The sequence below is a fragment of the Kordia algicida OT-1 genome (assembly GCF_000154725.1).
Classification (GTDB): Bacteria; Bacteroidota; Bacteroidia; order Flavobacteriales; family Flavobacteriaceae; genus Kordia; species Kordia algicida.
This window is the reverse complement of record NZ_DS544873.1, coordinates 2,774,653-2,799,960: the sequence shown is the minus strand read 5'-3', so window position 1 is coordinate 2,799,960 and position 25,308 is coordinate 2,774,653. Positions and strand designations below refer to the sequence as shown.

Sequence of the window (25,308 nt, the reverse complement as noted above, 5' to 3'; positions counted from 1 at the left end):
GTGTAGATTAAAAATTACGTTTTGTCAGCCAATCTTGTAAATGTTTGTTGAATTCTTGTGGATGTTCCATCATTGGTGCATGTCCGCATTTATCAATCCAATACAAGTCAGAATCAGGAAGTAACTCATGAAATTCTTCGGCGACATTTGGTGGTGTTACGGTGTCGTTTTTTCCCCAAATAATTCCTGTTGGAATGTTCATTTTAGGCAAATCTTTTCCCATATTATGGCGAATGGCACTTTTGGCGATTGCCAACGTTTTTATCAACTTACTACGATCATTTACCGTGGCAAAAACTTCATCAACAATCTCTTTAGTAGCTACAGCAGGATCGTAAAAAACATCTTCACTTTTCTTTTTAATAAACTCATAATCACCGCGTTTCGGATATCCGTCGCCCATGGCACTTTCATACAATCCAGAACTTCCTGTAATCACTAATCCTTTTACCAATTCAGGATATAACTTTGTAGTAAGCAGTCCAATATGACCACCAAGTGAATTTCCGAGTAAAATTACTTTATCGAGCTTTTTATGTAGAATAAATTCTTTGACATACTTCGCAAAATTCTTTACGGTTGTCTTCAGAAGTGGCTTAGTATAAATAGGCAACTCAGGAATTAAAATCTTATATCCTTTCGCAGAAAAATTTTCGGTAACGGCTTCAAAATTACTTAAGCCGCCCATTAAGCCATGCAAAATAACGATAGGTGTCCCTTCTCCCAGTTCGAGATAATTGAATTTACCTTCCTTTTTAAAGCTTTCTTTCATTAATGGCTATCAGTTTTTTAACAAGAGACAAATATAGGCATTTCGAAATTATTAAGATGCTTTTTTTAAAATGTCTCTAAAAACTATCAAAACATCACAAAAATGAACCAAAAAAGAACTATTTCGTTTTTGGATTCCCACTTTTCAAAAGTTTGATTTATAGCGTATTTATAGGGTTTTAGTCCTGAAAATGGAAAAACTTATCAACAAAGTGGTAAAATGTGGTAAAATGTGGTAATTTTTTCAATATATTTGAATCTTATAATAGGTAAATCATATTCTCAAGTGATAAATTTAATCGGAACATACGAATGCAAAGTAGACGCCAAAGGGCGAATGCTTGTTCCTGCTGACTTAAAAAAGCAGTTGTCGCCGATTTTACAAGAAGGATTTGTCATCAAAGAAGGTTTATTTGGTTCGTGTTTGGAGTTGCATCCTATGAGCGAATGGAACGTTGTTACGCAAAAACTGAACAAACTTAATCGTTTTAAAAAGAAGAATGTCGATTTCATCCGAAGATTTAGCAAAGGTGTTCGTATGGTGGAAATTGATGCTGCAGGAAGATTGTTGATTCCGAAAGACTTAGTGGTTTTTGCAGGTATCAAAAAAGAAATAGTACTCTCGTCAGCAATCAACATTGTTGAAATTTGGGATAAAGAACAATACAACACTGCCACAGATGATTCGGCAGTTGACATAGGAGATTTGGCAGAAGAAGTAATGGGAAATGACGATGCAGATGGAATATCATAATCCAGTATTGCTAAAAGAAACGGTTGATGGACTCAACATCAAAGAAGATGGCGTCTATGTTGATGTAACTTTTGGTGGCGGCGGACATTCAAAAGAAATTTTGAATAGACTCGGAGAAAACGGAAAACTATATGCTTTTGACCAAGATCAAGATGCGCTAGAAAATACCATTGATGATTCACGGTTTACACTAATTCATCAAAATTTTAGACATCTCAAAAAGTTCTTACGGTTTTATGGAATAAAAAAAGTAGATGGAATCTTAGGTGATTTTGGCGTTTCGTCACATCAATTCGATGTTGCAGAACGTGGTTTTTCATTGCGTTTTGAAGCGGATTTGGATATGCGAATGGATCAAGAAGGGGAAATTTCAGCCTACCATGTCGTCAATGAATATTCGGAAGAAGATTTACGATCAATCTTGTCTTTGTACGGAGAAGTGAGAAATGCCAAAGGAATTGCAGCGCAAATTGTTTCAGCAAGATCAGAAGAACCTATCAAAACAACTGAAGAATTGCGTGTGGCATTACAACGTTTTTTGCCTAAGCACAGAGAACACAAAGTCTTGGCGCAAATCTATCAGGCGATTCGAATAGAAGTCAATCAGGAAATAGAAGTCTTAAAAGAATTTCTATTGCAAACGCAAGAATTACTAGAAAAAGGCGGAAGACTCAGCTTGATAAGTTACCATTCACTCGAAGACCGATTGGTAAAACGATACATCAGAAATGGTTTGTTTGAAGGTGAACCTGAAAAAGATTTTTATGGTAGAGTAGAGGTGCCATTCAAAAAAGTTGGAAAACTAATTATTCCATCAAACGAAGAAATAAAGACAAACAACAGAGCGCGTAGCGCAAAACTAAGAATAGCAGAACGTCTGTAGCAATGAAGCAGAATATATATGACATACTAAAAGGGAAGTTTCTCATAAAAGATGACGCGATCAAAAATTGGCGTTTCATCTTATTTGCTTCGTTTTTAGCATTAATCATGATAGCAAGTTCGCATTGGGCAGATGAAAAAGTGCATAAAATAGCAAAGCTGAATGACGAAATAAAAGAACTAAAAAGTCAATTTGTAGATGCACGGACAAAATTGCAAGAACTAAAACTAGAATCGTACATCACAGAAAAAGTAGCGGAAAAAGGATTAGCGCCTTCTGAAAATCCGCCAAAAAAAATTAGAGTAAAATCACAACAATAAATCAATAATGCCAGTAACCGAAAAAAACATATTAAATCGTTTATATTTTGTCGCAGGAGGTATGTTTCTCTTTGCGATAGCGGTTGCTGTACAATTAATAAACATCCAATTTGTAGAAGGAGAAAAGTACAAAGAAATGGCGCAAGAGCAAACTTTTAGAAACGCTACTATTGCGCCAAGTCGTGGAAATGTATATGCAGACGACGGTAGCTTACTCGCCACTTCAGTTTCTAAATACGACATCTTTTTTGATGCAAAAACAGTAAAAAAACACATCTTCATTGATGAAAATGTAAAAGCATTATCTGATTCTTTATCGGCAATGTTTGGAAGACCTTCTTCGGTATATGAAAAAAAGCTATCAACAGCACGTAGAAACGAAAATCAATACCTGTTAATTGTACGAAACCTGAGTTACTCCGAATACATTCGCATCAAACAATTTCCAATATTCAAACACGGTGCTAACAAAGGTGGTTTTATAAGTAAAGTGAAAAATGTCCGCGAACATCCAATTGGAGGCATTGCACACAGAACTGTAGGTTACGAACGAAAAGACGAAAACGGACATTACACAAGAGTTGGACTCGAAGGTGCTTTTGGGGAATATTTACGCGGAAAAGCAGGAAGACGTTTAGAACAAAAAATTGCCAAAGGACAATGGAAACCTGTTTCTGATGACAACGAACTAGAGCCGCAAGATGGTTTTGATATCATATCTACGATTAATGTAAACATTCAAGACATTGCGCATCACGCATTGCTAGAGCAATTGGAAAAATACAAAGCAGATCACGGTTGTGTAGTAGTCATGGAAGTGGCTACAGGCGAAATAAAAGCAATTTCAAATTTAGGAAGAAACACCAAAGGAAAATATTACGAACGTCTTAATTATGCTGTTGGAGAATCGCACGAACCTGGTTCAACATTCAAGCTCATGGCAATGGTTGCGGCATTGGAAGATAAAGTAATCGATAGTAACTATGTAGTAGATACAGGAAACGGAAAACTTACCTTTTACGGGAAAACCGTTCGTGATTCCAACAACAGAGGTTACGGAAAAATATCAGCTTCAGAAGCATTTGAAGTGTCATCAAACACAGGAATTGTAAAAATAGTAACAGATTTCTACGGGAAAAATCCAGAAAAATTTGTGAACCGACTTTACAATATGGGACTAAATGATACGCTGAGTTTGCCGATAAGAGGTGAGGGAAAGCCAAAAATACCGCATCCTAAAGACAAAGGATGGAATGGACTTTCACTTCCGTGGATGGCATTCGGGTACGGAGTTTCCTTAACGCCATTACAAACACTTACGTTTTACAACGCTATCGCAAACGATGGTGAAATGGTGCGTCCAAGATTTGTAAAAGCAGTTCGAGAAAATTGGTACGCAAGCGAAAAAGTATTTGAAAAAGAAGTTATCAATCCTTCTATCTGTTCCAAAGAAACTGTAGCGAAAGTTAAAAAAATGATGCAAAACGTTGTGGAGAAAAAACACGGAACAGGAAACGGTTTGTATTCGCCAGATTTTTCTATGGCAGGAAAAACAGGAACGTGTCAGAAAAACTACATCATCAAAGAAAACAAAGAATACATTTCTACATTTTCAGGTTTCTTTCCAGTGGAAAATCCAAAATATTCATGCATCGTCGTAATTCATGAGCCAGATAGAAGTATTGGATATTACGGGGCGGACGTTTCAGGACCAGTATTCAAAAAAATTGCACATAAAATATATCGTGATACGCCAATATTCGATCAAGTTGAAAACATAGAAGAAGTAAACAATGTTGTTGAAAAAAACTATAAAACATACATCGAAAAAATAAACAAATACAAAACTATTGTGCCAAACGTAGTTGGAATGCCAGCAATGGACGCCATTCCGCTACTAGAAAACTTAGGATTGCGTGTAGAAGTCAAAGGAAAAGGAAAAGTGACTAAACAATCACTAGAAGCTGGCAAAAAAATAGGAACTCAAAAACAAATTGTACTAGAATTATCGTGAAAACACTAAAAGACATACTATATAAAGTTCACATTGAGGCGGTTACAGGCGATACAACTATCGCGGTGCGCGAACTTGTCTTTGATTCGCGAAAAGTGCAATTAAACGATGTATTTATCGCCATAAAAGGATATGAAGTTGATGGACATAGTTACATTGAAAAAGCTATCAAAGCAGGAGCAATCGCGGTAATCTGTGAAGAAATTCCGAAAAACATTATCAACGGAATCACCTACGTGCAAGTTGATAACGGAAGTAGCGCGTTGGCAGTAATGGCATCAAACTATTACGGAAATCCTTCTGAAAACTTAAAGCTAATCGGAGTTACAGGAACTAATGGGAAAACGACTATTGCAACCTTATTATATCAACTATTTAAAAAAGCAGGTTACAAAGTAGGTTTGCTATCTACGGTAAAAATTTTAGTAGACGACAAAGAATACAAAGCGACACATACAACACCAGATTCACTCACAATCAACAGCTATTTGCAAAAAATGAATCATGAAGGTGTCGAATACTGTTTCATGGAAGTTTCTTCACACGGAATTCATCAAAAAAGAACCGCAGGTTTGGTGTTTCAAGGTGGAATCTTTACGAATCTATCACACGATCACTTAGACTATCACGATACATTTGCGGAATACAGAGATGTCAAAAAGAAATTCTTTGACGAATTGCCAAAAGAAGCCTTCTGTCTCGTAAACATTGACGACAAAAACGGCTTGGTAATGATGCAAAATACCAAAGCCAAAAAATATACCTACGCGCTAAAAACGTATGCAGACTATCGTGCGCAAATCTTGGAAAACAGATTGGCAGGATTGCTCTTAAAAATAAACGACAACGAAGTTTGGACGAAGCTCATTGGAAGTTTTAACGCGTACAACTTACTGTCTATTTACGCTACAGCGGAATTATTAGGCTTGGAAGAAATTGAAATCTTGCGACTCATCAGTGAACTTGAAAGTGTGAGTGGTCGCTTTGAATATTTCATCTCAAAAAACAAAATTACCACCATTGTGGATTATGCGCATACGCCTGATGCATTAAAAAATGTGCTAGAAACCATCAATAACATTCGCACAGGAAATGAGCAACTCATTACGGTTGTGGGTTGTGGTGGCGATCGTGATACCACAAAACGTCCAAAAATGGGCAACATCGCATCAACACTGAGTACAAAAGCAATATTTACATCTGACAATCCGCGTAGCGAAGATCCGATGACTATCATTGAAGCTATTGAAAAAGGCGTTGAACCACAAAACTATAAAAAAACACTTTCTATTACCGATAGAAAACAAGCTATAAAAACAGCATGTCAAATGGCAAATGAAAATGACATCATTCTCATTGCAGGAAAAGGACATGAAACCTACCAAGAAATCAATGGAAAACGAAGTGACTTTGACGATTACAAAATTGCAAAGGAAATCTTAGACAATCTTAACGAATAGTCAATTTTAAAAAGAGCGCAACAATAAAAAAATATGTTATACTACTTATTTGAATATCTCGAAAAACAATATCAGTTTCCAGGAGCTTCCTTATTCAGTTATCTGAGTTTTAGGGCGGCTATGGCGGTAATTCTTTCGTTGTTGATCTCTACCATTTATGGAAAAAGAATCATCGCGTATTTACGCACCAAACAAATTGGTGAAACAGTACGTGACTTAGGTTTAGAAGGGCAAAAAGAAAAAGCAGGAACGCCAACAATGGGAGGCGTTATCATCATTTTAGCAACCTTAGTGCCTGTTTTACTATTTGCAAAACTTGAAAACATTTACATCATTCTGCTTTTAGTGACGACGATTTGGATGGGAATTATAGGTTTTGTAGATGATTATATCAAGAAATTCAAAAACGATAAAGACGGACTCAAAGGGAAATTCAAGGTATTAGGGCAAGTTGGACTCGGAATTATTGTGGGAGCAACGTTGTTTTTTCATCAAGACGTAACCATTCGTGAAGAATTACCTGTAAAACAACAACAGGAATTGGTTGTTAATAATACGCCAACAAAGAAATTTGGAGAAGAAAAACGTTCGATGAAAACGACGATTCCGTTCGTAAAAGACAACGAAATCGATTATGCAAAACTCATCACTTGGATCAATCCTGAATACGCAAAATATGCGTGGATTATATTCATTCCGATTGTCATATTCATTATCACAGCAGTTTCTAATGGAGCAAATTTAACGGATGGAATTGACGGACTCGCCGCAGGAACTTCCGCCATCATTGTACTAACATTGGGGATTTTTGCATGGATTTCTGGAAACCTAATCTTTTCAGAATATCTCAACGTCATGTACATACCAAGAGCAGGAGAAATCACGATTTACATAGCGGCTTTTGTTGGTGCGCTCATCGGATTTTTGTGGTACAACACCTATCCTGCGCAAGTATTTATGGGTGACACAGGAAGTTTAACGATTGGTGGAATCATTGCAGTAATTGCAATTGCAATTCGTAAAGAATGGTTGATTCCAATTCTTTGTGGAATTTTCTTAGCGGAAAATCTATCGGTAGTCATGCAAGTAAGTTACTTCAAATACACCCGAAAGAAATTTGGAGAAGGAAGAAGAATATTCAAAATGTCGCCATTACATCATCATTATCAAAAACTAGGGTATCACGAAAGTAAAATTGTTACTCGATTTTGGATTGTTGGAATCCTACTAGCAATTCTTACGATTGTAACCCTAAAGCTGAGATAAGTTAGATAGTTTAGATCATTAGATTTATAGACAAAAAACGAATAAACAGAAAAACAAATCAATAAAAAGCTAACAGCCAAAAGCCAGTAGCTAAAAGCATAAAAGAATAGTGTCAAAACAACGATTAGTCATATTAGGAGGCGGAGAAAGTGGTGTAGGAACTGCCATCCTGGGAAAGCAAAAAGGCTATGAAGTATTTGTTTCTGACAAAGGAGCTATCAAACAGCACTACAAAAACGTTCTGAATCAGTTTGAAATACATTGGGAAGAAAAGCAACATACGGAAGCTGACATTTTCAATGCAAATATTGTGATGAAAAGTCCTGGAATTCCAGATACGATTCCGTTAGTTAAGCAATTGCGAGAAAAAGGAATCTTAGTCATTTCTGAAATAGAATTTGCAGTGCAATTCACAGATGCAATGATTGTCGGAATCACAGGAAGTAATGGAAAAACAACCACAACGATGTTAACGCATCATGTATTGAAAGAGGGCGAGCTAAATGTAGGTGTTGCAGGAAATATGGGAGACAGTTTTGCAAAGCAAGTTGCGGAGCAATCGTATGATACATATGTGTTGGAATTAAGCAGTTTTCAATTAGATGGAATCATTGATTTCAAGCCACGCATCGCCATCATTACAAACATTACGCCCGATCATTTAGATCGATACGATTACAAATTTGAAAATTACATCGCATCAAAATTTCGAATCGCGATGAATCAAACAAAAGACGATTATCTCATCTACGATGCAGATGATGAAGTTGTCACAAATTGGATGAAAAAACATCCTGTAAAATCAACATTAATACCATTCTCACTCAAAAATAAACTTGAGAATGGCGCATACCTAGAAAACGAAAATATAATACTAACGATACAAAATAAGACAATAACTATGCCGACGGACTCGCTAGCACTAGAAGGTAAACACAACGTAAAAAATGCAATGGCAGCTTCTGCAGTAGCACAACTATTGAACATAAGAAAACAAACCATACGTGAAAGTATGTCAGGGTTTCAAGGTGTAGAGCATCGTTTGGAAAAAGTACTGAAAATCCAAAATGTGCAATACATCAATGATTCAAAAGCAACAAACATCAACGCAACATACTACGCATTAGAAAGTATGACAACGCAAACAGTTTGGATTGTTGGAGGAGTAGACAAAGGAAACGATTACTCAGACCTATTGCCATTAGTACACGAAAAAGTAAAAGCAATCATCTGTTTAGGAGTTGATAACTCAAAAATCATTGAATCATTTGGTAGAGTTGCAGATTTAATGGTAGAAACAACTTCGATGGAGGAAGCTGTAAAAATTGCACACAAAATCGCGGAAAAAGGAGATAACGTATTATTATCGCCAGCCTGTGCAAGTTTTGATTTATTTGACAACTATGAAGAAAGAGGAAAGCAATTCAAAGCAGCTGTAAGAAGTTTATAATGTTGAAATTATAAATGCTAAATGTAAAATTTTAAATGTAAAAGTTTTTTCAAACACCGAACAACGAGACATAAAGTTTAAAAAGTTGAAAAGTTTATGAGTTTACGTTTTGATTTAAAAATCAGTGTAAGCATTTTACGAATAACGAATAACGAATAACGAATAACGAATAACGAATAACGAATAACGAATAACGAATAACGAATAACGAATAACGAATAACGAATAACTGTCGCATCGAGCGGAGTCGAGATGAAACATCAAACACCAAGTAAATGAACACCATCTTTAAAAACATAAAAGGAGATCGAGCACTTTGGGCAGTAGTTGCCTTGCTAGCGCTATTCTCGTTTTTACCTGTATACAGCGCAAGTAGTAACTTGGCGTACCTGTACGGAGATGGAAATACGTTAAAATTCTTAATCAAGCATGCGTCGCATCTTTTCTTAGGATTTGCAATCATTTACGGTGTACACAAAATGCCGTATCATTATTTCAGAGGGTTGTCAATTATCATGTTGCCTATTGTATTGCTCTTTCTAGTGTACACGCTAGCGCAAGGAACAACGATTGGAGGAGCAAATGCAAGTCGTTGGATGCGAATTCCGTTTGTCGGATTGCGCTTTCAAACATCCACATTGGCAAGTGTAGTATTGATGATTTATGTAGCAAGATATCTTTCGCGAATCAAAGAAAAAACAGTCACGTTCAAAGAAACCATAGTTCCGTTGTGGATTCCTGTGTTTCTAGTGGTCGGACTCATATTACCTGCAAACTTTTCCACCACAGCAATCATCTTTTCAATGGTATTAATGTTGTGTTTCTTAGGAGGTTATCCTTGGAAATATCTCTTAGGAATCATTACAGTAGGAATCTTAAGCTTAACAATGTTCATTTTGACAGCAAAAGCATTTCCGAATGCATTTTCAAACCGAGTGGATACATGGGTAAAACGAATAGAAAACTTTGCAAGTAATAAAAAGACAGAAGCATACGATCAATCGGAACGTGCTAAAATTGCCATTGCCAGTGGTGGAGTTGTCGGTGTTGGCGCAGGAAAAAGCGTAATGAAAAACCTATTGCCACAAAGTTCATCAGACTTTATTTATGCAATCATCGTAGAAGAATACGGTTTAGTAGGTGCATTATCGTTGCTATTTCTGTATTTACTCTTGCTATTCCGAATTGTCATAGTTGCGCACAAGGCAGATACGATCTTTGGAAAACTACTCGCTATTGGCGTCGGATTACCAATCGTATTTCAGGCATTAATCAATATGGCAGTTGCGGTAGAATTATTCCCAGTTACAGGACAAACATTGCCATTAATCAGTAGTGGAGGAACATCTATTTGGATGACGTGTTTGGCAGTTGGAGTTGTGTTGAGTGTGAGTAAAAAACGAGAAGAAATCATAGAACAGCAAGAAAAAGATGAAAATCCGTTGGCGGTTTTAAGTGAAGCCATTTGATAAATAAGTATTGAGTATTTAGATGTTAGTATTGAGAGTATTCAAAAAGCATATTACTATAAATAACGAAATGCTGAATCGAGTTCAGCATGACGAATCAACAAAAACGAAGAACAAAAATCAAAAATGAAAAGTCGTAAATAATAATTCAAAACGCGAAGTAGATAATAAAGAAAAAATAAAATAGGACTAAAAAAAAGATAGCAAAAAGTCACAAATCGTAAATCAAAAATCGTAAATCAAAAATGAAAAGTCAATCATTCAAAATCATACTCTCAGGAGGCGGAACAGGAGGACATATCTATCCTGCGATTGCGATTGCGAACGAACTAAAAAGACGATATCCAACATCCGAATTTCTATTTGTAGGTGCAGAAGATCGCATGGAAATGGAAAAAGTACCACAAGCAGGTTACAAAATAGAAGGATTATGGATTGCGGGATTACAGCGAAAACTAACACTGAAAAACTTAATGTTTCCATTCAAAGTTATCAGTAGTATCATAAAATCACGCAAAATCATTAAAAAATTCAAACCAGATGTAGTCATTGGAACTGGCGGATATGCTAGCGGACCTTTATTGCGAGTTGCTTCTGGAAAAAAAATACCAGCGTTAATTCAAGAGCAGAATTCATACGCAGGAATCACCAATAAAATACTTGGAAAACAAGTGCAAAAAATATGTGTCGCATATGACCATATGGAGCGATTCTTCCCAAAAGGAAAAATCATCAAAACAGGAAATCCTGTACGACAAGATTTATTAGAAATAAAAAGTAAAAGAGCTGAAGCAAAAACGTTCTTTCAACTAGAAGAAGACAAAAAAACAGTCTTAATCATTGGTGGAAGTTTGGGTGCAAGAAGAATCAATCAACTCATAGAAAAGGAATTGGATTTCTTTAAAGATCAAAACGTGCAAGTCATTTGGCAATGCGGAAAATTCTATTACGAACAATACAAAGGTTATGACGCTTTGGAACATGTGCAAATACGTCAATTTGTAAACAAAATGGACTTGGCGTACGCTGCTGCAGATGTTATCATTTCGAGAGCTGGCGCGAGTTCAGTATCAGAATTATGTATAGTGGGAAAACCTGTCATATTCATTCCTTCGCCAAACGTAGCGGAAGATCATCAAACCAAAAATGCATTGGCGATCACGGAACAAAAAGCAGCAATTCTCATTCGAGAAAAAGACTTAGATGTAGAGTTTAAAATCTGTTTTGAAGAACTCATCAAATCTGAAAAAATGCAAGCTGATTTCGGAGAAGCAATCAAAAAACTAGCATTGCCAGACGCGACATCAAGAATTGTAGATGAAGTAGAAAAATTATTGAATCAATAGAAATAGTGAACCTAAAAAACATACATAACGTTTATTTTGTAGGCATTGGCGGAATCGGCATGTCTGCATTGGCGCGCTATTTCAAATTTGAAGGTAAACATGTGGCTGGTTACGATAAAACAAAAACTGAAATAACCAATGCTTTGGAAGCACTCGGAATTCAGGTGTCTACCAACGATAATATTGCTGAGATTTCTTTAGAATATTTAAACAAAGAACAAACAATCATCATTTATACGCCAGCAATTCCAAACTCGCATGCGCAACTCACATATTTCCGTGAAAACGATTTCAATATCTACAAACGTGCAGAAGTTTTAGGGCTCATTACAAAAGACACGTTTTGTTTGGGCGTTGCAGGAACACACGGAAAAACGACAACATCTAGCATTCTAGGACATTTGTTAGCGGAATCGGGCATAAATGTAACTGCTTTTTTAGGTGGAATTGCAGAAAATTACAACTCGAATTTAATTCTAAAAGGAAATGAAATCACAGTTGTTGAAGCAGATGAGTTCGACCGATCGTTTTTACAGCTTTCGCCAGATATTGCTTGTATCACTTCCGTAGATGCGGATCACTTGGACATCTATGGAGAAAAAGAAGCATTGCAAGACTCGTTTATCGAATTTACCAAATGCATCAAGCCGAACGGAAAATTATTTGTGCAAGAAGACATTCAGTTGGATGGAATCACCTACGGATTCCAAGAAACATCTGACTATCATATAAAAAATATACGCATTAAACATGGTGCGTATGTATTTGAAATTGTAACACCATCAAAAATCATTGAAGACGTACAATTTTACATTCCCGGACGACACAACTTGTTAAACGGTCTAGTAGCTTTCGCGATGGCGGATATCATAGGAACCCCAACCGACCGCCTCGCCAAAGCTTTGGGAACATTTGCAGGAGTAAAGCGTCGATTTTCTTATCAAATAAAGAAGACAGATTTTGTGTTTATTGATGATTATGCACATCATCCAACGGAAATAAACGCGTTGCATCAGGCGGTTCGCGAAATGTATCCAGAGAAAAAAGTAACAGCAATATTTCAACCGCATTTATTCAGTAGAACCAGAGATTTTGCAGATGAATTTGCGGAAAGTCTAGCGCAATTTGATGAAATTATTCTCTTAGAGATTTATCCCGCAAGGGAAAAACCAATTGAAGGAGTTACCTCAAGTTGGTTATTAAATAAAATAAAAAACGATCAAAAACAGTTAATAGCAAAAGAAAACTTAGTCAATCACGTCACCACAGTACAAACGGATATTTTACTAACGGTTGGCGCTGGAGATATAGGAGCAGAAGTAGAAAAAATAAAAAATAAATTAGCAGTTGAACATTAATTGGAATCTCATAAAAGGAATTGCAATTGTCGCAATATTAATCTTTCTATATGCCTTTTCGGCGAATAGAAACGCAACGCGTATTATTGAAAAGCCAGTGATAAAATTTGTAGATGGCGGACAAAATTTCATTACGCGAACGATGGTTAATAAATTGTTAATACAAAATAACGATAGTGTTACGAACATACGAAAAGATCAGTTAGATTTGGATGTTCTAGAGGAACGTTTACGCGCGAACGAAATGATTCAAGAAGCAGAAGTGTATCTGTCTGTAAATGGGACTCTTGGTGCAAAAGTTAAAGAGCGAACACCCATAGCACGTGTCGCAAAAAAAGACGCTTATTATATCGATTCTGAAGGGAAGGCGATGCCTTTGTCTACAGTTTCGGCTGCGCGCGTTCCACTTGTGGAAGGTAAAGTAGTGAAAACAGCGCTTAAAAATATATATGTATTGGCAAAATACATCGCCGAAGATGAGTTTCTAAAAAAGAACGTCATTACCATAGTGCAAACAGAAACAAACACATTCAATCTAAAATTAAGAACGAATGATTTTGTGGTGCTATTTGGCAATATTGAAAATATAGAGAAGAAGGTGAATAATTTGAAAGCGTTTTACAAAAAAGCAACAAAAGATAAAACGTTGAATGATTATACGAAAGTTGATTTAAAATTTACCAATCAAGTAGTGTGCACCAAAAAATAAGTCATGGAAAACAATAACATCGCAGTAGGATTAGACATAGGAACCACGAAAATCGTGGCAATGATTGGGCGAAAAAATGAATACGGTAAAGTTGAAATTCTTGGAGTTGGAAAATCTAAGAGTCTTGGCGTGCATCGAGGTGTCGTAAACAATATTACCCAAACGATACAATCGATACAACAAGCCGTTCAAGAAGCCGAAAGTGTCTCTGATTTAAAAATTACGGAAGTTGTTGTTGGAATTGCAGGACAGCACATTCGTAGCTTGCAACACAGCGATTACATTACCAGAAGCAATGCTGACGAAGTAATTGATGATGAGGATATTGACTTGTTAATTAACCAAGTTTACAAATTGGTGATGCTTCCCGGAGAAGAAATCATTCATGTGCTTCCGCAAGAATACAAAGTAGATGGGCAAGCTGAAATAAAAGAACCTATCGGAATGTATGGCGGACGCTTAGAAGCCAATTTTCATGTCGTAGTTGGTCAAGTGTCTTCCATAAGAAACATTGGTCGTTGCGTAAAAAGTTCAGGTTTAGACTTGGCAGGAATCACACTAGAACCTTTAGCTTCTGCCAATGCTGTACTAAGTCAGGAAGAAAAAGAAGCAGGAGTTGCGTTGATTGATATTGGAGGCGGAACAACAGACTTGGCAATTTTTAAAGACGGAATCATTCGCCATACGGCAGTTATTCCATTTGGTGGAAACGTAATTACGGAAGACATTAAAGAAGGTTGTTCTATCATTGAAAAACAAGCAGAATTACTCAAAATAAAATTTGGATCAGCTTGGCCAGGCGAAAACAAAGACAACGAAATCGTCTCAATTCCTGGATTGCGTGGTAGAGAACCCAAAGAGATTACCCTGAAAAATCTCTCTAAAATCATTCATGCTCGTGTGGTGGAAATCATAGAACAAGCCTACTTAGAAATTAAGAATTACGGACATGAAGAACAAAAGAAAAAACTAATTGCAGGAATTGTACTTACAGGTGGCGGAAGTCAGCTAAATCACTTAAAGCAATTAGTAGAATACATTACCGGAATGGATACCCGAATTGGTTATCCTAACGAACATTTGGCAGGCGATTCAGATGCAGAAATGGCGAGTCCATTATACGCAACGGCTGTCGGCTTGGTAATGAATGCAATAGAAAACCAATCAAAAGTTACCATTGAAGAAGAAATTGTGGAACAACCTACAGAAACAATTTCAGATGCAGAAACTGCGTCTATTGATGCTAACGAAGAACATACCAATACCAGTGCTCCAATACAATCGGAACCCAAAAAAGAACGCAAGTCGATCTTTGAAAAATGGGCCGATAAGTTGAAAGATTTTTTAGATAACGCAGAATAAAAAAAACAGTTAAAGAATTATGAGTAGCAACACAGAATTCGGAAACATTTCATTTGATTTACCAAAAAACCAATCAAATGTAATTAAAGTGATCGGTGTAGGCGGTGGCGGAAGTAATGCCATCAACCACATGTTCCAACAAGGAATAAAAGGAGTAGATTTTGTGATCTGTAATACAGATTCACAAGCTTTACAAAACAGTGCAGTGCCTAATAAAATACAATTAGGAGTTTCTCTTACGGAAGGTCTTGGCGCAGGAGCCAATCCAGAAGTAGGAGAAAAAGCCGCATTAGAAAGTATAGAAGACATTAGTACGATGTTGGATACCAATACCAAAATGGTCTTCATCACGGCAGGAATGGGCGGAGGAACCGGAACTGGAGCCGCACCAGTCATAGCAAAACTTGCCAAAGACAAAGACATATTAACGGTTGGTATTGTTACAATTCCTTTTAAATTTGAAGGAAAAATGCGTAATACACAAGCGCGAATTGGAGTAGAAAAACTTCGCTCACATGTAGATTCGCTGATTGTGATAAACAACGATAAACTACGAGAAGTTTACGGAAACTTAGGATTTAAAGCAGGATTCTCTAAAGCAGATGAAGTACTTTCTACAGCATCTAGAGGAATTGCAGAAGTAATTACGCATCACTATACGCAAAATATTGACTTGCGTGATGCGAAAACGGTGTTATCTAATAGTGGAACCGCTATCATGGGGTCGTCTAACGCTTCTGGTGCAAACCGAGCAAGTGAAGCGATTATGAAAGCGTTGGATTCTCCATTGCTAAACGACAATAAAATTGCAGGAGCTAAAAACGTACTGTTGCTTATCGTTTCTGGTTCAGAAGAAATTACCATTGATGAAATTGGAGAGATCAACGATCATATTCAAAATGAAGCTGGTGGTGGTGCAAACATCATTATGGGTGTTGGAGAAGATGAAACCTTGGAAGATGCAATTTCGGTGACGATTATAGCTACTGGTTTTGATGTAGATCAGCAGGATGAAATTGTAAATACAGAATCAAAAAAAGTAATTCACACTTTAGAAGATGAGCAACCTGCCGTTCAGAACTTAACAACAAAGCCAACTTCTGTGGTAACACCAAACATTCCACAGAAACCGACACAAGAAATACCGCCTAAGAAAGCAGAAGTAATTCGTCATACTTTGGTAGATGATACTACGGAACTCAATTTAATTCCGACCACGGAAATCATCAAAAATATGTCAGTAGTATATGAAGAAGTGTCAGCTACTAAAGTAGAGGAGGAATTCGTTATTACGACAATGACGGATGAAATTAAGAATATAAAGGTAAATGAGCCAGAATTTGTAATTGCTGAAACGCAAGAAGAAGATGAGGAAAATCAAATCGCAATTACATTCGACATGCCATTGGCAAATCCTACAGTAGAAGAAACGCCAAAGCAAGAAGAAAATATTGTCAAATTTGAATTAAATACAGAGGAAGTTAATGCTATTGAAGTTAACGAGCCTGTAGAGGTAATTCCTGTGACAGAAGTGCATGACAAAGGTGTCACACGTTACAGTTTGGATGATTATATGGACGAAGATGCTGCTGAAGAAAAAAATATTTCGCAAGCAGCCGAAGATGGTATAGTTTTTGAAAAGAAAATAATTGAAAGTCCGAGTGAAGAAACTAAAGAAGCTGAAGGTGTTGATCCATTTAACAGTACAATTGAAGAAAGCTTAAAAAGTAGAACGGACGAACGCAGGAGAAAATTAAAAGAATTTAATTATAAATTCAATAATAGTGTCTCTCGTATTGATGAAATTGAGAAGCAACCAGCCTATAAAAGAGCAGGGATTGAGCTAAACGATACACAATCGACTGACAATACTTCCCGAACCAGTTTGGGTACGGATAGTAATGATGATATGCAATTAAGAAGTAACAATTCTTTCTTGCATGATAACGTTGACTAATTAGATTTAGTACTATTATATATGTTTTTTAGACCCGGAAATTGCTGTTCTATTTTCGGGTTTAATTTTTTATCTTCGCTTTACCAAAAAAATAAGAAATCATGAGATTACAACAAGATATAATGATGGCGATGAAAGCTGCTATGAAAGCGAAAGATCAAACTGCTTTACGAGCTTTACGCGCTGTAAAATCTGAATTACTTTTAGCAAAAACTAGCGGAAATAGTGATGAATTATCAGAAGAAGACGAGATCAAATTACTTCAAAAACTGGTAAAGCAACGCAAAGATAGCGCGGCTATATTTTTAGAGCAAGGTCGTAAAGATTTAGCTTTGCCAGAAATTGATGAGGCAGAAGTGATTAGTGAATTTTTACCAGAGCAATTATCGGAAGAAGAAATAGAAAAAGTAGTTGTCATGACTATTGATAACATTGGCGCTTCAGGAATGAAAGACATGGGAAAAGTAATGGGAATTGTTTCCAAAGAATTGGCTGGTCAGGCTGATGGAAAAACAATTTCTACGATTGTAAAAGCTAAATTGGCTAATTAAAAAAAGAAATTTATTAATAAGATTCCCACTTTCATGGGAATACGGCCTCGTGGCGCAACTGAATAGCGCACTGGATTTCGGCTCCAGCGGTTGCAGGTTTGAATCCTGCCGGGGTCACAAGACAAAGCCTTACTGTTTCTAGTAAGGCTTCTATTTTTTTATTTTAATTCTTAAGATCGTGTAGAATTCCTCTGAACCAAATTTGTTTCTAGCTCTATAATTTTTGGAGTAATTTGTTTCTTTTTCTTTTTGGCTTTTAATTCTCTATATAATTGCTTAAAAGCCATTTTTCCCATTTCAAAACCTGGTTGATTTATAGTGGTTAATGAAGGTGTAATGGCAGAAGACATAAACCAATTACTAAAACCAACAATAGAAATATCTTTAGGAATATTCACACCTTGTCTATTAAATTCTGTAATAGCTCCAATGGCAACCAAATCGGTATTTACAAAAATACCATCCACATCAGTATGCTCAGATAAAATTTTTCTAGCGAACATTTCTCCGACTTCAAACGTCATGTCGTCAAAAATATACACCAAAGAAGGATCGTAAGTCATTCCGTTATCTTCCAAAGCTTTTTTATAGCCTAGAAAACGATCAATAGAATTTTGTGGCAATAGCGGACCACGAAAATGGGCAATACGCTTGCAACCTGTGTCAATTAAATGCTGAGTAGCTGTATACGCAGCTTTCCGATCGTCAATAATAACTTTTGAACACTTGACAATTTTTGCGATTTTATCGAACATCACAATCGGTTTTCCTTGATCCATAATGTCGGTAATATGTTTAAAATCTGCTGTTCCATTTGCTAGCGATATCAAAATACCATCAACACGTTTACTTACCAATAAATCGAGCTGTTTCTTTTCTAAATCATACGATTCATTAGATTGTAAAATTATCACCAAATAACCCTTCTTTTCCGCCTGACTTATAATTCCTTTAATCACACTCGAAAAAAAGTGGTGCACAATCTCAGGAATAATCAAACCAATTGTTTTGGATTCTTCCGTACGTAAATTAACAGCAAAAGCATTGGGTTTATAATTCAAAGTTTCTGCAAGTTCTTTTACCAAAGCACGCGTTTTTTTACTCACATCAGGATAACCTTTTAATGCTTTCGAAACTGTAGTAACAGAAATCCCTAATTTTTCTGAAATATCTTTTAAAGTAATTGGTTTCATAGAAACTAACGTAGTTTTTATATAACGAATGACTAAAATACGAAATCGAAAACGTTTTCGGTAAAATCGAAAACGTTTTCGATGAGAAAAATGTAAAATAGTATTGCTATAAATATAATTTAGCTAAAAATTAATCCAAAAAACTATAAATAATACAATGAAAAATGCTACTAACTTAAAAGGTCTTTGTTCCTTATTGTTACTTTTGGTTACGACAATATCACTTGCACAAACCAAAATTTCAGGAACAGTTAATGATAAAGCTGGAATGCCAATTCCAGGTGTAAATATCATTCTTGATGGAACTACAAAAGGCGCTGTTACTGATTTTGATGGAAAGTTTGCTATTACAGGAGTTGAAGATGGAACATATACATTAAAAGCTTCTTCAGTTGGATACACTACATATAATCAATCAGTAAATGCAAACGGAAGTGCTATTGTGCTTAAAATTAAATTAGCAGATGATGCAGAATCTTTAGATCAAGTAATCATTACTGGTGTGGTAAATCCGAGATCAAAAATAGAATCAAGTGTTTCGGTAACGAGCATGCAACCAGCAACTATTAAACAATCAGCTCCAAGAAGTACCGCTGAAATCTTTAGAACAATTCCTGGTATTCGTTCAGAATCATCTGGTGGAGAAGGAAATGCTAATATTGCAGTTCGTGGTGTGCCAATTTCTTCTGGTGGATCAAAATATGTACAATTACAAGAAGACGGATTGCCTGTATTATTGTATGGAGATATCTCTTTTGGAACCGCAGATATTTTTACACGATTTGATTACAACGTAAAAAGAATAGAAGCCATTCGTGGAGGTTCGGCGTCAACATTAACGTCAAATGGACCTGGAGGAATCATCAATATTATAAGCAAAACAGGAAAAAATGAAGGCGGCGCTATCGGAACTACATTTGGTTTAGATTACAATTCTTTCAGAACAGATTTTAATTACGGTTCAAAAATAGGAGATGGTTTATACTTTCATGCTGGTGGATTTTATAGAGCAGGCGAAGGTGTTAGAGAAACTGGATTTACAGCAAATAACGGAGGACAATTAAAGCTTAGTTTGACAAAAGAATTTGAAAATGGCTCCGTACGTGTCTATGCCAAATATCTAAACGATAGAGCTGCTGCGTATTTACCAATGCCAATACAAGTAACAGGAACCAATAGCGATCCTGATTGGGGAAATGCACCAAACTTTGACGCAACAAGAGGCTCACTTCATAGCGCAAATCTTACACAAACTGTTAGAATTGGTGCTGACGGACAAATACAAAGAGGTGATGTTACTGACGGAATGAACCCGCTTTCTACTTCTGTAGGAATGCAAGCAAATTTCGATTTAGGAAATGATTGGAAAGTAATGAACAACGCACGTTATTCAGCTAATAGTGGTGCTTTTGTATCGCCATTTCCATCACAAGTAGCTGATGCAACTACAATAGCAGATTCTTTTGGAGCAGGTTCAACACTTGCTTTTACAGATGGTTCGCCTGTAAGCGGAAACAGTTTAGTAGCAAGAATTCATATGTTTGATGTAGAATTGAACAACTTCAATAACTTTATGAATGATTTCAAATTATCAAAATCATTTGACAACTTAGATGTTACGGTAGGATACTTTAAATCTTTCCAAAGTATTTCTATGTCATGGCTATGGAATTCGTACTTGCAAGAAGTAAATGATGACAATGCACGATTAATCAATGTATTTGATGCAGGAAACAACGCATTAAGTGAAAATGGTTTGTATGCGTACGGAACTCCTTTTTGGGGAAATTTACATAGAAACTATGATACCGACTACAATGTATCTGCACCTTATGTAAACTTTACACTAGAAGCTTCTGAGAACTTTACAATTGATGCAAGTTTACGTTATGATAAAGGTCGTGTTTCTGGTTCATTTACTGGTGGAACACAAAGAGAATTTGATGTCAACAATGACGGCGTAATTTCTGTGCCAGAGCAAAATGTATTTGCCATTGATAATGCAAACCCTACGGCAGTAGATTATGACTATGATTATGTGTCGTACTCAGTAGGTTTAAACTATAAATTGCAAGATAACCAAGCTGTTTTTGGACGTTACAGTAGAGGTGCTTCTGCAAAAGCTGATCGTATTTTATTTTCAGGATTAGATTATTTAGATGGAGATCGAATCAACGCGTTAGACTTCATCAATCAAGCAGAAATAGGATATAAAAGAGGTTTTGAAAATGGAGCAATTTACGCAACAGCATTCTACGCAAAAACAGAAGAAGAAGGCGGATTTGAAGCGTCAACAAACAGTATCATAGAAAATGATTACAAGTCGTTAGGTGTTGAAGTAGAAGGTTTCTACAGATTTAATGATTTCAGTTTACGTGGAGCAGTTACGTGGACAGATGCAGAAGTAGATTCTGGAGACAATGCTGGAAACACACCAAGAAGACAACCAGATTTTATTTATAACGTAATTCCATCATACAACTTCGGAAATGAAAAGCAAAACTCAGTAGGACTAAGTTTCATTGGACAATCGAAAGCATTTGCACAAGACAACAATGAATTGGTAATGCCTGGATTCTTAATCGTAAACAGTTTTGTAAATGTTGGAATCACAAAATCACTTAACGTAAACATAGCAGCAAACAACATATTTGATTCTTTAGGAATTACAGAATCAGAAGAAGGAAGTATTGTAGAAGGACAAACAAATATTGTAAGAGCAAGACCTTTACCTGGAAGATCAATCTCTCTTACATTGCAATACATGTTTTAATTATTTGAATACCATAAGTTTTTTAATTAGTTTAAAAGAGTTGATGTCAACTGATATTAACTCTTTTTCTCATAAAAACATCACATGAAAAACCTGCTTATTGCTATATTCCCTTTGCGTATATTGGAATAGCTAACGTTGCATATTTTAACTAATTTCTAGAAAAATAATAGCATACTATGAAGTTTAAGAAACCTAAATTAACTTTTTGGCAAATTTGGAATATGAATATTGGATTCTTTGGAATTCAATATAGCTTTGGGTTGCAACAAAGTGCGGTAACACCCATCTATGATTTTCTAGGAGCAGATCCGTCGCAAATTCCTATACTGCATCTTGCAGGTCCCATGACAGGTTTATTGATTCAACCATTAATTGGGGCAATGAGTGATAAAACATGGCATCCAAAGTTTGGACGTAGGAAGCCGTATTTTTTTATCGGAGCACTTATTTGTAGTATTTGTTTACTAGCGTTTCCGTTTAGCAGTTCTTTATGGATGGCGGCAGGATTGCTTTGGATATTAGATGCAGGAAACAATACAGCAATGGAACCATATCGTGCATTTATTGCAGATAAATTAGACGCAGCACAACAACCCTTAGGATTTCAAATGCAAAGTTTCTTTACAGGTATTGGACAAGTATTGGCAAATGTTTCCTTATTTATATTTCCAATGATTTTTATTGGAACTACAGGCTCGTTGCCAACTTGGGTATATGCATCCTTCTTTTTAGGAGCAGTTTGTTCCATAGGTTCTATTTTATGGACAATGAAAACGACAAATGAAATTCCTCCAACAGAAGAAGAACTAGAAGCGTTACGAAGCGAAAAAAGAAGTATATTTCATCCATTAATAGAAATTTATGAGGCAATTGGCGATATGCCTAAAGTAATGTGGCAATTGGCATTGGTGTACTTATTTCAGTGGTATGCGTTGTTTTGTTACTGGCAAAATTCTTCCAAAAGTATTGCGCTTTCAGTTTGGAATGCAACTCCAAAAAGTAATCCAGAAGCGTATGAACAAGCGGCAAGCTGGACAGGTTTAGTAAATGGTTGGTACAATGCGGTTACTTTCTTAGTAGCCTTTGCTTTGGTAGGATATGCAAAAAAATACAGTCCCAAACGCGTGCATGCTTTTTGCTTATTACTAGCTGCGATTGGATTCTTAGTGTTTCCACACATAGAAAACAAGAACCTACTATTTTTCGCTATTACTGGTTTTGGAATAGGTTGGGCAAGTATCATGGGAATTCCATACTTAATGGTTGTACACGACATTCCAAAAGAACGCTATGGTGTATATATGGGAATTATTAACATGATGATTGTTATTCCAATGTTGTTTCAAACCATATCATTTGGATATATATTAGAACACTTTTTAGACAACGATCCGCGTAATGCGATCACATTTGCTGGCGTATTACTCTTAATCAGTGTCATTTGTACGTTATTGATTAAATCCAAAGCAAAAGAAAAAATAGCAGCTGCATGACAAATCAATCTTACATACAAGCAAAAAAACTACTGTTGAAGGCAAGTTCTGAAAAAGGATTTTTAGCAAGTGCAGAAAATATCACAAACTATCAACGTGTTTGGGCGCGTGATGGCGTTATTTGCGGACTTTCTGCATTGTTGGATGGAGATGAAACTTTGGTGAGAACATTTAAAAATACATTAGAAACACTCGCGAATTATCAACATGAATTAGGACAAATTCCGTCCAATGTATATTTTAAGTCAACTAATGAAGTAGCGCTAAGTTTTGGTGGATTGGCAGGTAGAGTAGATACCATTTCTTGGTTCATTATTGGTGTGTGTAACTATTGTTGGATGATGAAAGATGATGATTTCCTTGAAAAATTACTTCCGAATATTAAGAAAGGATTCAAATTACTAGAAGCGTGGGAATTTAACACCAATGATTTATTATATGTGCCACGATCAGGAAATTGGGCAGATGAATACATCACGGAAGGACATACGTTTTACGATCAAGTATTGCGATTGTGGGCATTGCGATGTGTTCAAAAATTAAAGCCATCTGAGGAATTTGAAACAAAAATTGATCGCATTACAGAAAAATTAAACGGAAATTATAGAAAAACAAATTACCAAACACCTTTTCACCCAAAAGCGTATAATAGGCTAGATGATACTTCCTATTGGATGGCTTCTGTAAATCCGTCAGGTTACCAAACCATGTTTGATGCCTTTGGAAATTCCATTGCACAGTTATTACAATTAGGTGACTCATCGTTTCAAAAAAGGCTCATAAACTATTCTGAAAAATTAAGAGAAAATTTACCATTAAACTTATTACCAGCATTTTGGGAACCTATTCTTGAAAATGATGACAATTGGAAATTACTTGTCAATAATTGTAAATATGAATTTAGAAACTTCCCGTATGAATTTCACAATGGCGGTACATGGCAAATGGTAAATGGTTTTTATGGAATGAGTTTGGTAAGTCAGAATTACCTAGAAAACTCCAAAAATGTGCTAAAAGCAATACAGGAATTGAATGCAAAAGAAAATTATGGCTTTTATGAAAATTTCAACACGAAAACTCAGAAAGCTATCGGAGTTCCGCAATGTACGTGGAGTGCTGCTGGAGAACTATTATTAGAACAATATATTAACGGAAAAAGATTATTAGTTTGATTACAAGCAAAAATATAGACATACTTTGTGTGGGAGAAGCATTAGTTGATTTTATTGGACATCAATACGATGTACTCATCAACAATACACGCGATTATCATAGATATTTAGGAGGTTCGCCAACCAATGTCGCTATGAATACAGCACGTTTAGGTCTGCAAACTACGTTGGTGGCTAGTATAGGAAATGATGGTTTGGGAAGTTATATTTTGGAACGACTCAATGAAATTAACATTAATAGTAAATATATAAAACAGACTGGCGAAAGTCCAACATCAGTTATTTTTGTATCTCGGTCAAAAGATACACCTGATTTCATTCCATATAGAAGTGCAGATTTTTTAATTACTGAAGATCAAATTCCCACAAACTTACTTGAAAGAGCAAAAATTTTTCACACAACATGTTTTGCTTTGAGTAAAAATCCTGCACAAGAAACCATTATCAATAAAGCGAAAGAAGCATATGATTTAGGTTGTAAATTGAGTATTGATATTAATTATTCTGAAAAAATATGGAGTGATAAAGAAAATGCACTTAAAATCATTAAAAAATACTGTAGTTACAATCCGTTAGTGAAAATTAGTGAAGATGATGTTTCACGTTTATTTGGGGAAAATATGCTCCACGAAAAGGTATTTACTTTTTTCCATGAATTAGGTGTGGAAATAGTATGTTTAACTTTGGGGAAAGATGGTGTCAAACTATCACAAAAAAACAAAGAATTAATTTTGATGCCTGCCATAAAAATTAACAAAGTTATGGATACAACAGGCGCAGGAGATGCTTTTTGGTCAGGATTTCTATTTGCGTATTTAAAAGAGCACTCTATTGAAGATTGCTTGCATATTGCATTAAATTTAGCAGCACTGAAATTGCAAAATGTAGGTAGATTGCCTAATAACATTAATATCCTGTCGGAATTATTGAAAAAATAAACTTTGAAGGATTGAGGTCAATTTGTTTATACAGTTTCTTGATTTTTACTTTTATAAACCAAGGAT

20 protein-coding genes and 1 tRNA gene are annotated in these 25,308 nt (G+C 35.9%); 19 read left to right on the top strand and 2 right to left on the bottom strand.

Features of this window, described 5'->3' with window-relative positions; translation table 11 throughout:
• Positions 1 to 7: 7 nt before the first annotated feature.
• The gene (locus KAOT1_RS11855; RefSeq protein ID WP_007095056.1) at positions 8 to 772 is read right to left on the bottom strand and encodes an alpha/beta fold hydrolase; all 765 of its coding nucleotides are present in this window, start codon (positions 770 to 772) and stop codon (positions 8 to 10) included.
• A gap of 285 nt (positions 773 to 1,057) precedes the next feature.
• Between KAOT1_RS11855 and mraZ the strand changes: the two genes are divergently transcribed.
• The 15 genes from mraZ (at position 1,058) to KAOT1_RS11780 (ending at position 17,787) form a co-directional block, all read left to right on the top strand.
• Positions 1,058 to 1,525 carry a division/cell wall cluster transcriptional repressor MraZ gene (mraZ, locus tag KAOT1_RS11850; protein WP_007095055.1) on the top strand — a complete coding sequence of 156 codons (468 nt, stop codon included), beginning with the start codon at positions 1,058 to 1,060 and terminating at the stop codon, positions 1,523 to 1,525.
• Positions 1,512 to 2,408 carry a 16S rRNA (cytosine(1402)-N(4))-methyltransferase RsmH gene (rsmH, locus tag KAOT1_RS11845; protein WP_007095054.1) on the top strand — a complete coding sequence of 299 codons (897 nt, stop codon included), beginning with the start codon at positions 1,512 to 1,514 and terminating at the stop codon, positions 2,406 to 2,408. The genes mraZ and rsmH overlap by 14 nt, the downstream gene beginning before the upstream one ends.
• A gap of 2 nt (positions 2,409 to 2,410) precedes the next feature.
• Positions 2,411 to 2,728: an FtsL-like putative cell division protein gene (locus KAOT1_RS11840; RefSeq protein WP_007095053.1), complete on the top strand. Its 318-nt coding sequence runs from the start codon at positions 2,411 to 2,413 to the stop codon at positions 2,726 to 2,728.
• Between the two features lie 7 nt (positions 2,729 to 2,735).
• Positions 2,736 to 4,742 (top strand): penicillin-binding protein, encoded by a 2,007-nt coding sequence (locus KAOT1_RS11835; RefSeq protein WP_007095052.1) that lies wholly within the window; start codon positions 2,736 to 2,738, stop codon positions 4,740 to 4,742.
• Entirely contained in the window at positions 4,739 to 6,202 is a 1,464-nt protein-coding gene (locus KAOT1_RS11830; protein ID WP_007095051.1) for a UDP-N-acetylmuramoyl-L-alanyl-D-glutamate--2,6-diaminopimelate ligase, read from the top strand. Before KAOT1_RS11835 ends, KAOT1_RS11830 begins: the two co-directional genes overlap by 4 nt.
• 33 nt (positions 6,203 to 6,235) lie before the next feature.
• Positions 6,236 to 7,468: a phospho-N-acetylmuramoyl-pentapeptide-transferase gene (gene mraY, locus KAOT1_RS11825; protein ID WP_007095050.1), complete on the top strand. Its 1,233-nt coding sequence runs from the start codon at positions 6,236 to 6,238 to the stop codon at positions 7,466 to 7,468.
• A 109-nt stretch (positions 7,469 to 7,577) separates the two neighbouring features.
• Positions 7,578 to 8,918, top strand: a complete 1,341-nt coding sequence (murD, locus tag KAOT1_RS11820) for a UDP-N-acetylmuramoyl-L-alanine--D-glutamate ligase (protein WP_007095049.1) — start codon at positions 7,578 to 7,580, stop codon at positions 8,916 to 8,918.
• 275 nt (positions 8,919 to 9,193) lie between these two features.
• Complete coding sequence (locus KAOT1_RS11815; protein WP_007095048.1) at positions 9,194 to 10,387, top strand: FtsW/RodA/SpoVE family cell cycle protein; 1,194 nt, start codon at positions 9,194 to 9,196, stop codon at positions 10,385 to 10,387.
• A 245-nt stretch (positions 10,388 to 10,632) separates the two neighbouring features.
• A complete protein-coding gene (murG, locus tag KAOT1_RS11810) occupies positions 10,633 to 11,733 on the top strand; it encodes an undecaprenyldiphospho-muramoylpentapeptide beta-N-acetylglucosaminyltransferase (protein ID WP_007095047.1) in 1,101 nt (366 codons plus the stop codon).
• A gap of 5 nt (positions 11,734 to 11,738) precedes the next feature.
• Entirely contained in the window at positions 11,739 to 13,091 is a 1,353-nt protein-coding gene (gene murC / locus KAOT1_RS11805; protein WP_007095046.1) for a UDP-N-acetylmuramate--L-alanine ligase, read from the top strand.
• Complete coding sequence (locus tag KAOT1_RS11800; protein ID WP_007095045.1) at positions 13,081 to 13,800, top strand: cell division protein FtsQ/DivIB; 720 nt, start codon at positions 13,081 to 13,083, stop codon at positions 13,798 to 13,800. The genes murC and KAOT1_RS11800 overlap by 11 nt, the downstream gene beginning before the upstream one ends.
• A 3-nt stretch (positions 13,801 to 13,803) precedes the next feature.
• Positions 13,804 to 15,162 carry a cell division protein FtsA gene (gene ftsA, locus KAOT1_RS11795; RefSeq protein WP_007095044.1) on the top strand — a complete coding sequence of 453 codons (1,359 nt, stop codon included), beginning with the start codon at positions 13,804 to 13,806 and terminating at the stop codon, positions 15,160 to 15,162.
• 19 nt (positions 15,163 to 15,181) lie between these two features.
• On the top strand, positions 15,182 to 17,119 hold the full coding sequence (ftsZ, locus tag KAOT1_RS11790; RefSeq protein ID WP_007095043.1) for a cell division protein FtsZ: 1,938 nt from the start codon (positions 15,182 to 15,184) through the stop codon (positions 17,117 to 17,119).
• A 101-nt stretch (positions 17,120 to 17,220) separates the two neighbouring features.
• Positions 17,221 to 17,670, top strand: coding sequence for a GatB/YqeY domain-containing protein (locus KAOT1_RS11785; RefSeq protein WP_007095042.1), 450 nt, complete (start codon positions 17,221 to 17,223; stop codon positions 17,668 to 17,670).
• 43 nt (positions 17,671 to 17,713) lie between these two features.
• Positions 17,714 to 17,787 (top strand) — tRNA-Arg (locus KAOT1_RS11780).
• Positions 17,788 to 17,840: 53 nt separating this feature from the next.
• Here the strand turns inward: KAOT1_RS11780 and KAOT1_RS11775 are convergent.
• Positions 17,841 to 18,863 (bottom strand): LacI family DNA-binding transcriptional regulator, encoded by a 1,023-nt coding sequence (locus tag KAOT1_RS11775; RefSeq protein ID WP_007095041.1) that lies wholly within the window; start codon positions 18,861 to 18,863, stop codon positions 17,841 to 17,843.
• A gap of 157 nt (positions 18,864 to 19,020) precedes the next feature.
• On the opposite strand from KAOT1_RS11775, the gene KAOT1_RS11770 reads away from it, so the two are divergent.
• From KAOT1_RS11770 to KAOT1_RS11755, 4 genes are all read left to right on the top strand, one after another.
• Positions 19,021 to 21,636 (top strand): TonB-dependent receptor, encoded by a 2,616-nt coding sequence (locus KAOT1_RS11770; RefSeq protein ID WP_007095040.1) that lies wholly within the window; start codon positions 19,021 to 19,023, stop codon positions 21,634 to 21,636.
• A 179-nt stretch (positions 21,637 to 21,815) separates the two neighbouring features.
• Entirely contained in the window at positions 21,816 to 23,132 is a 1,317-nt protein-coding gene (locus KAOT1_RS11765; RefSeq protein ID WP_007095039.1) for an MFS transporter, read from the top strand.
• Positions 23,129 to 24,304, top strand: a complete 1,176-nt coding sequence (locus KAOT1_RS11760) for a glycoside hydrolase 100 family protein (protein WP_007095038.1) — start codon at positions 23,129 to 23,131, stop codon at positions 24,302 to 24,304. Before KAOT1_RS11765 ends, KAOT1_RS11760 begins: the two co-directional genes overlap by 4 nt.
• Positions 24,304 to 25,242, top strand: a complete 939-nt coding sequence (locus tag KAOT1_RS11755) for a carbohydrate kinase family protein (RefSeq protein ID WP_040560040.1) — start codon at positions 24,304 to 24,306, stop codon at positions 25,240 to 25,242. Before KAOT1_RS11760 ends, KAOT1_RS11755 begins: the two co-directional genes overlap by 1 nt.
• The last annotated feature ends 66 nt before the right edge of the window (positions 25,243 to 25,308 follow it).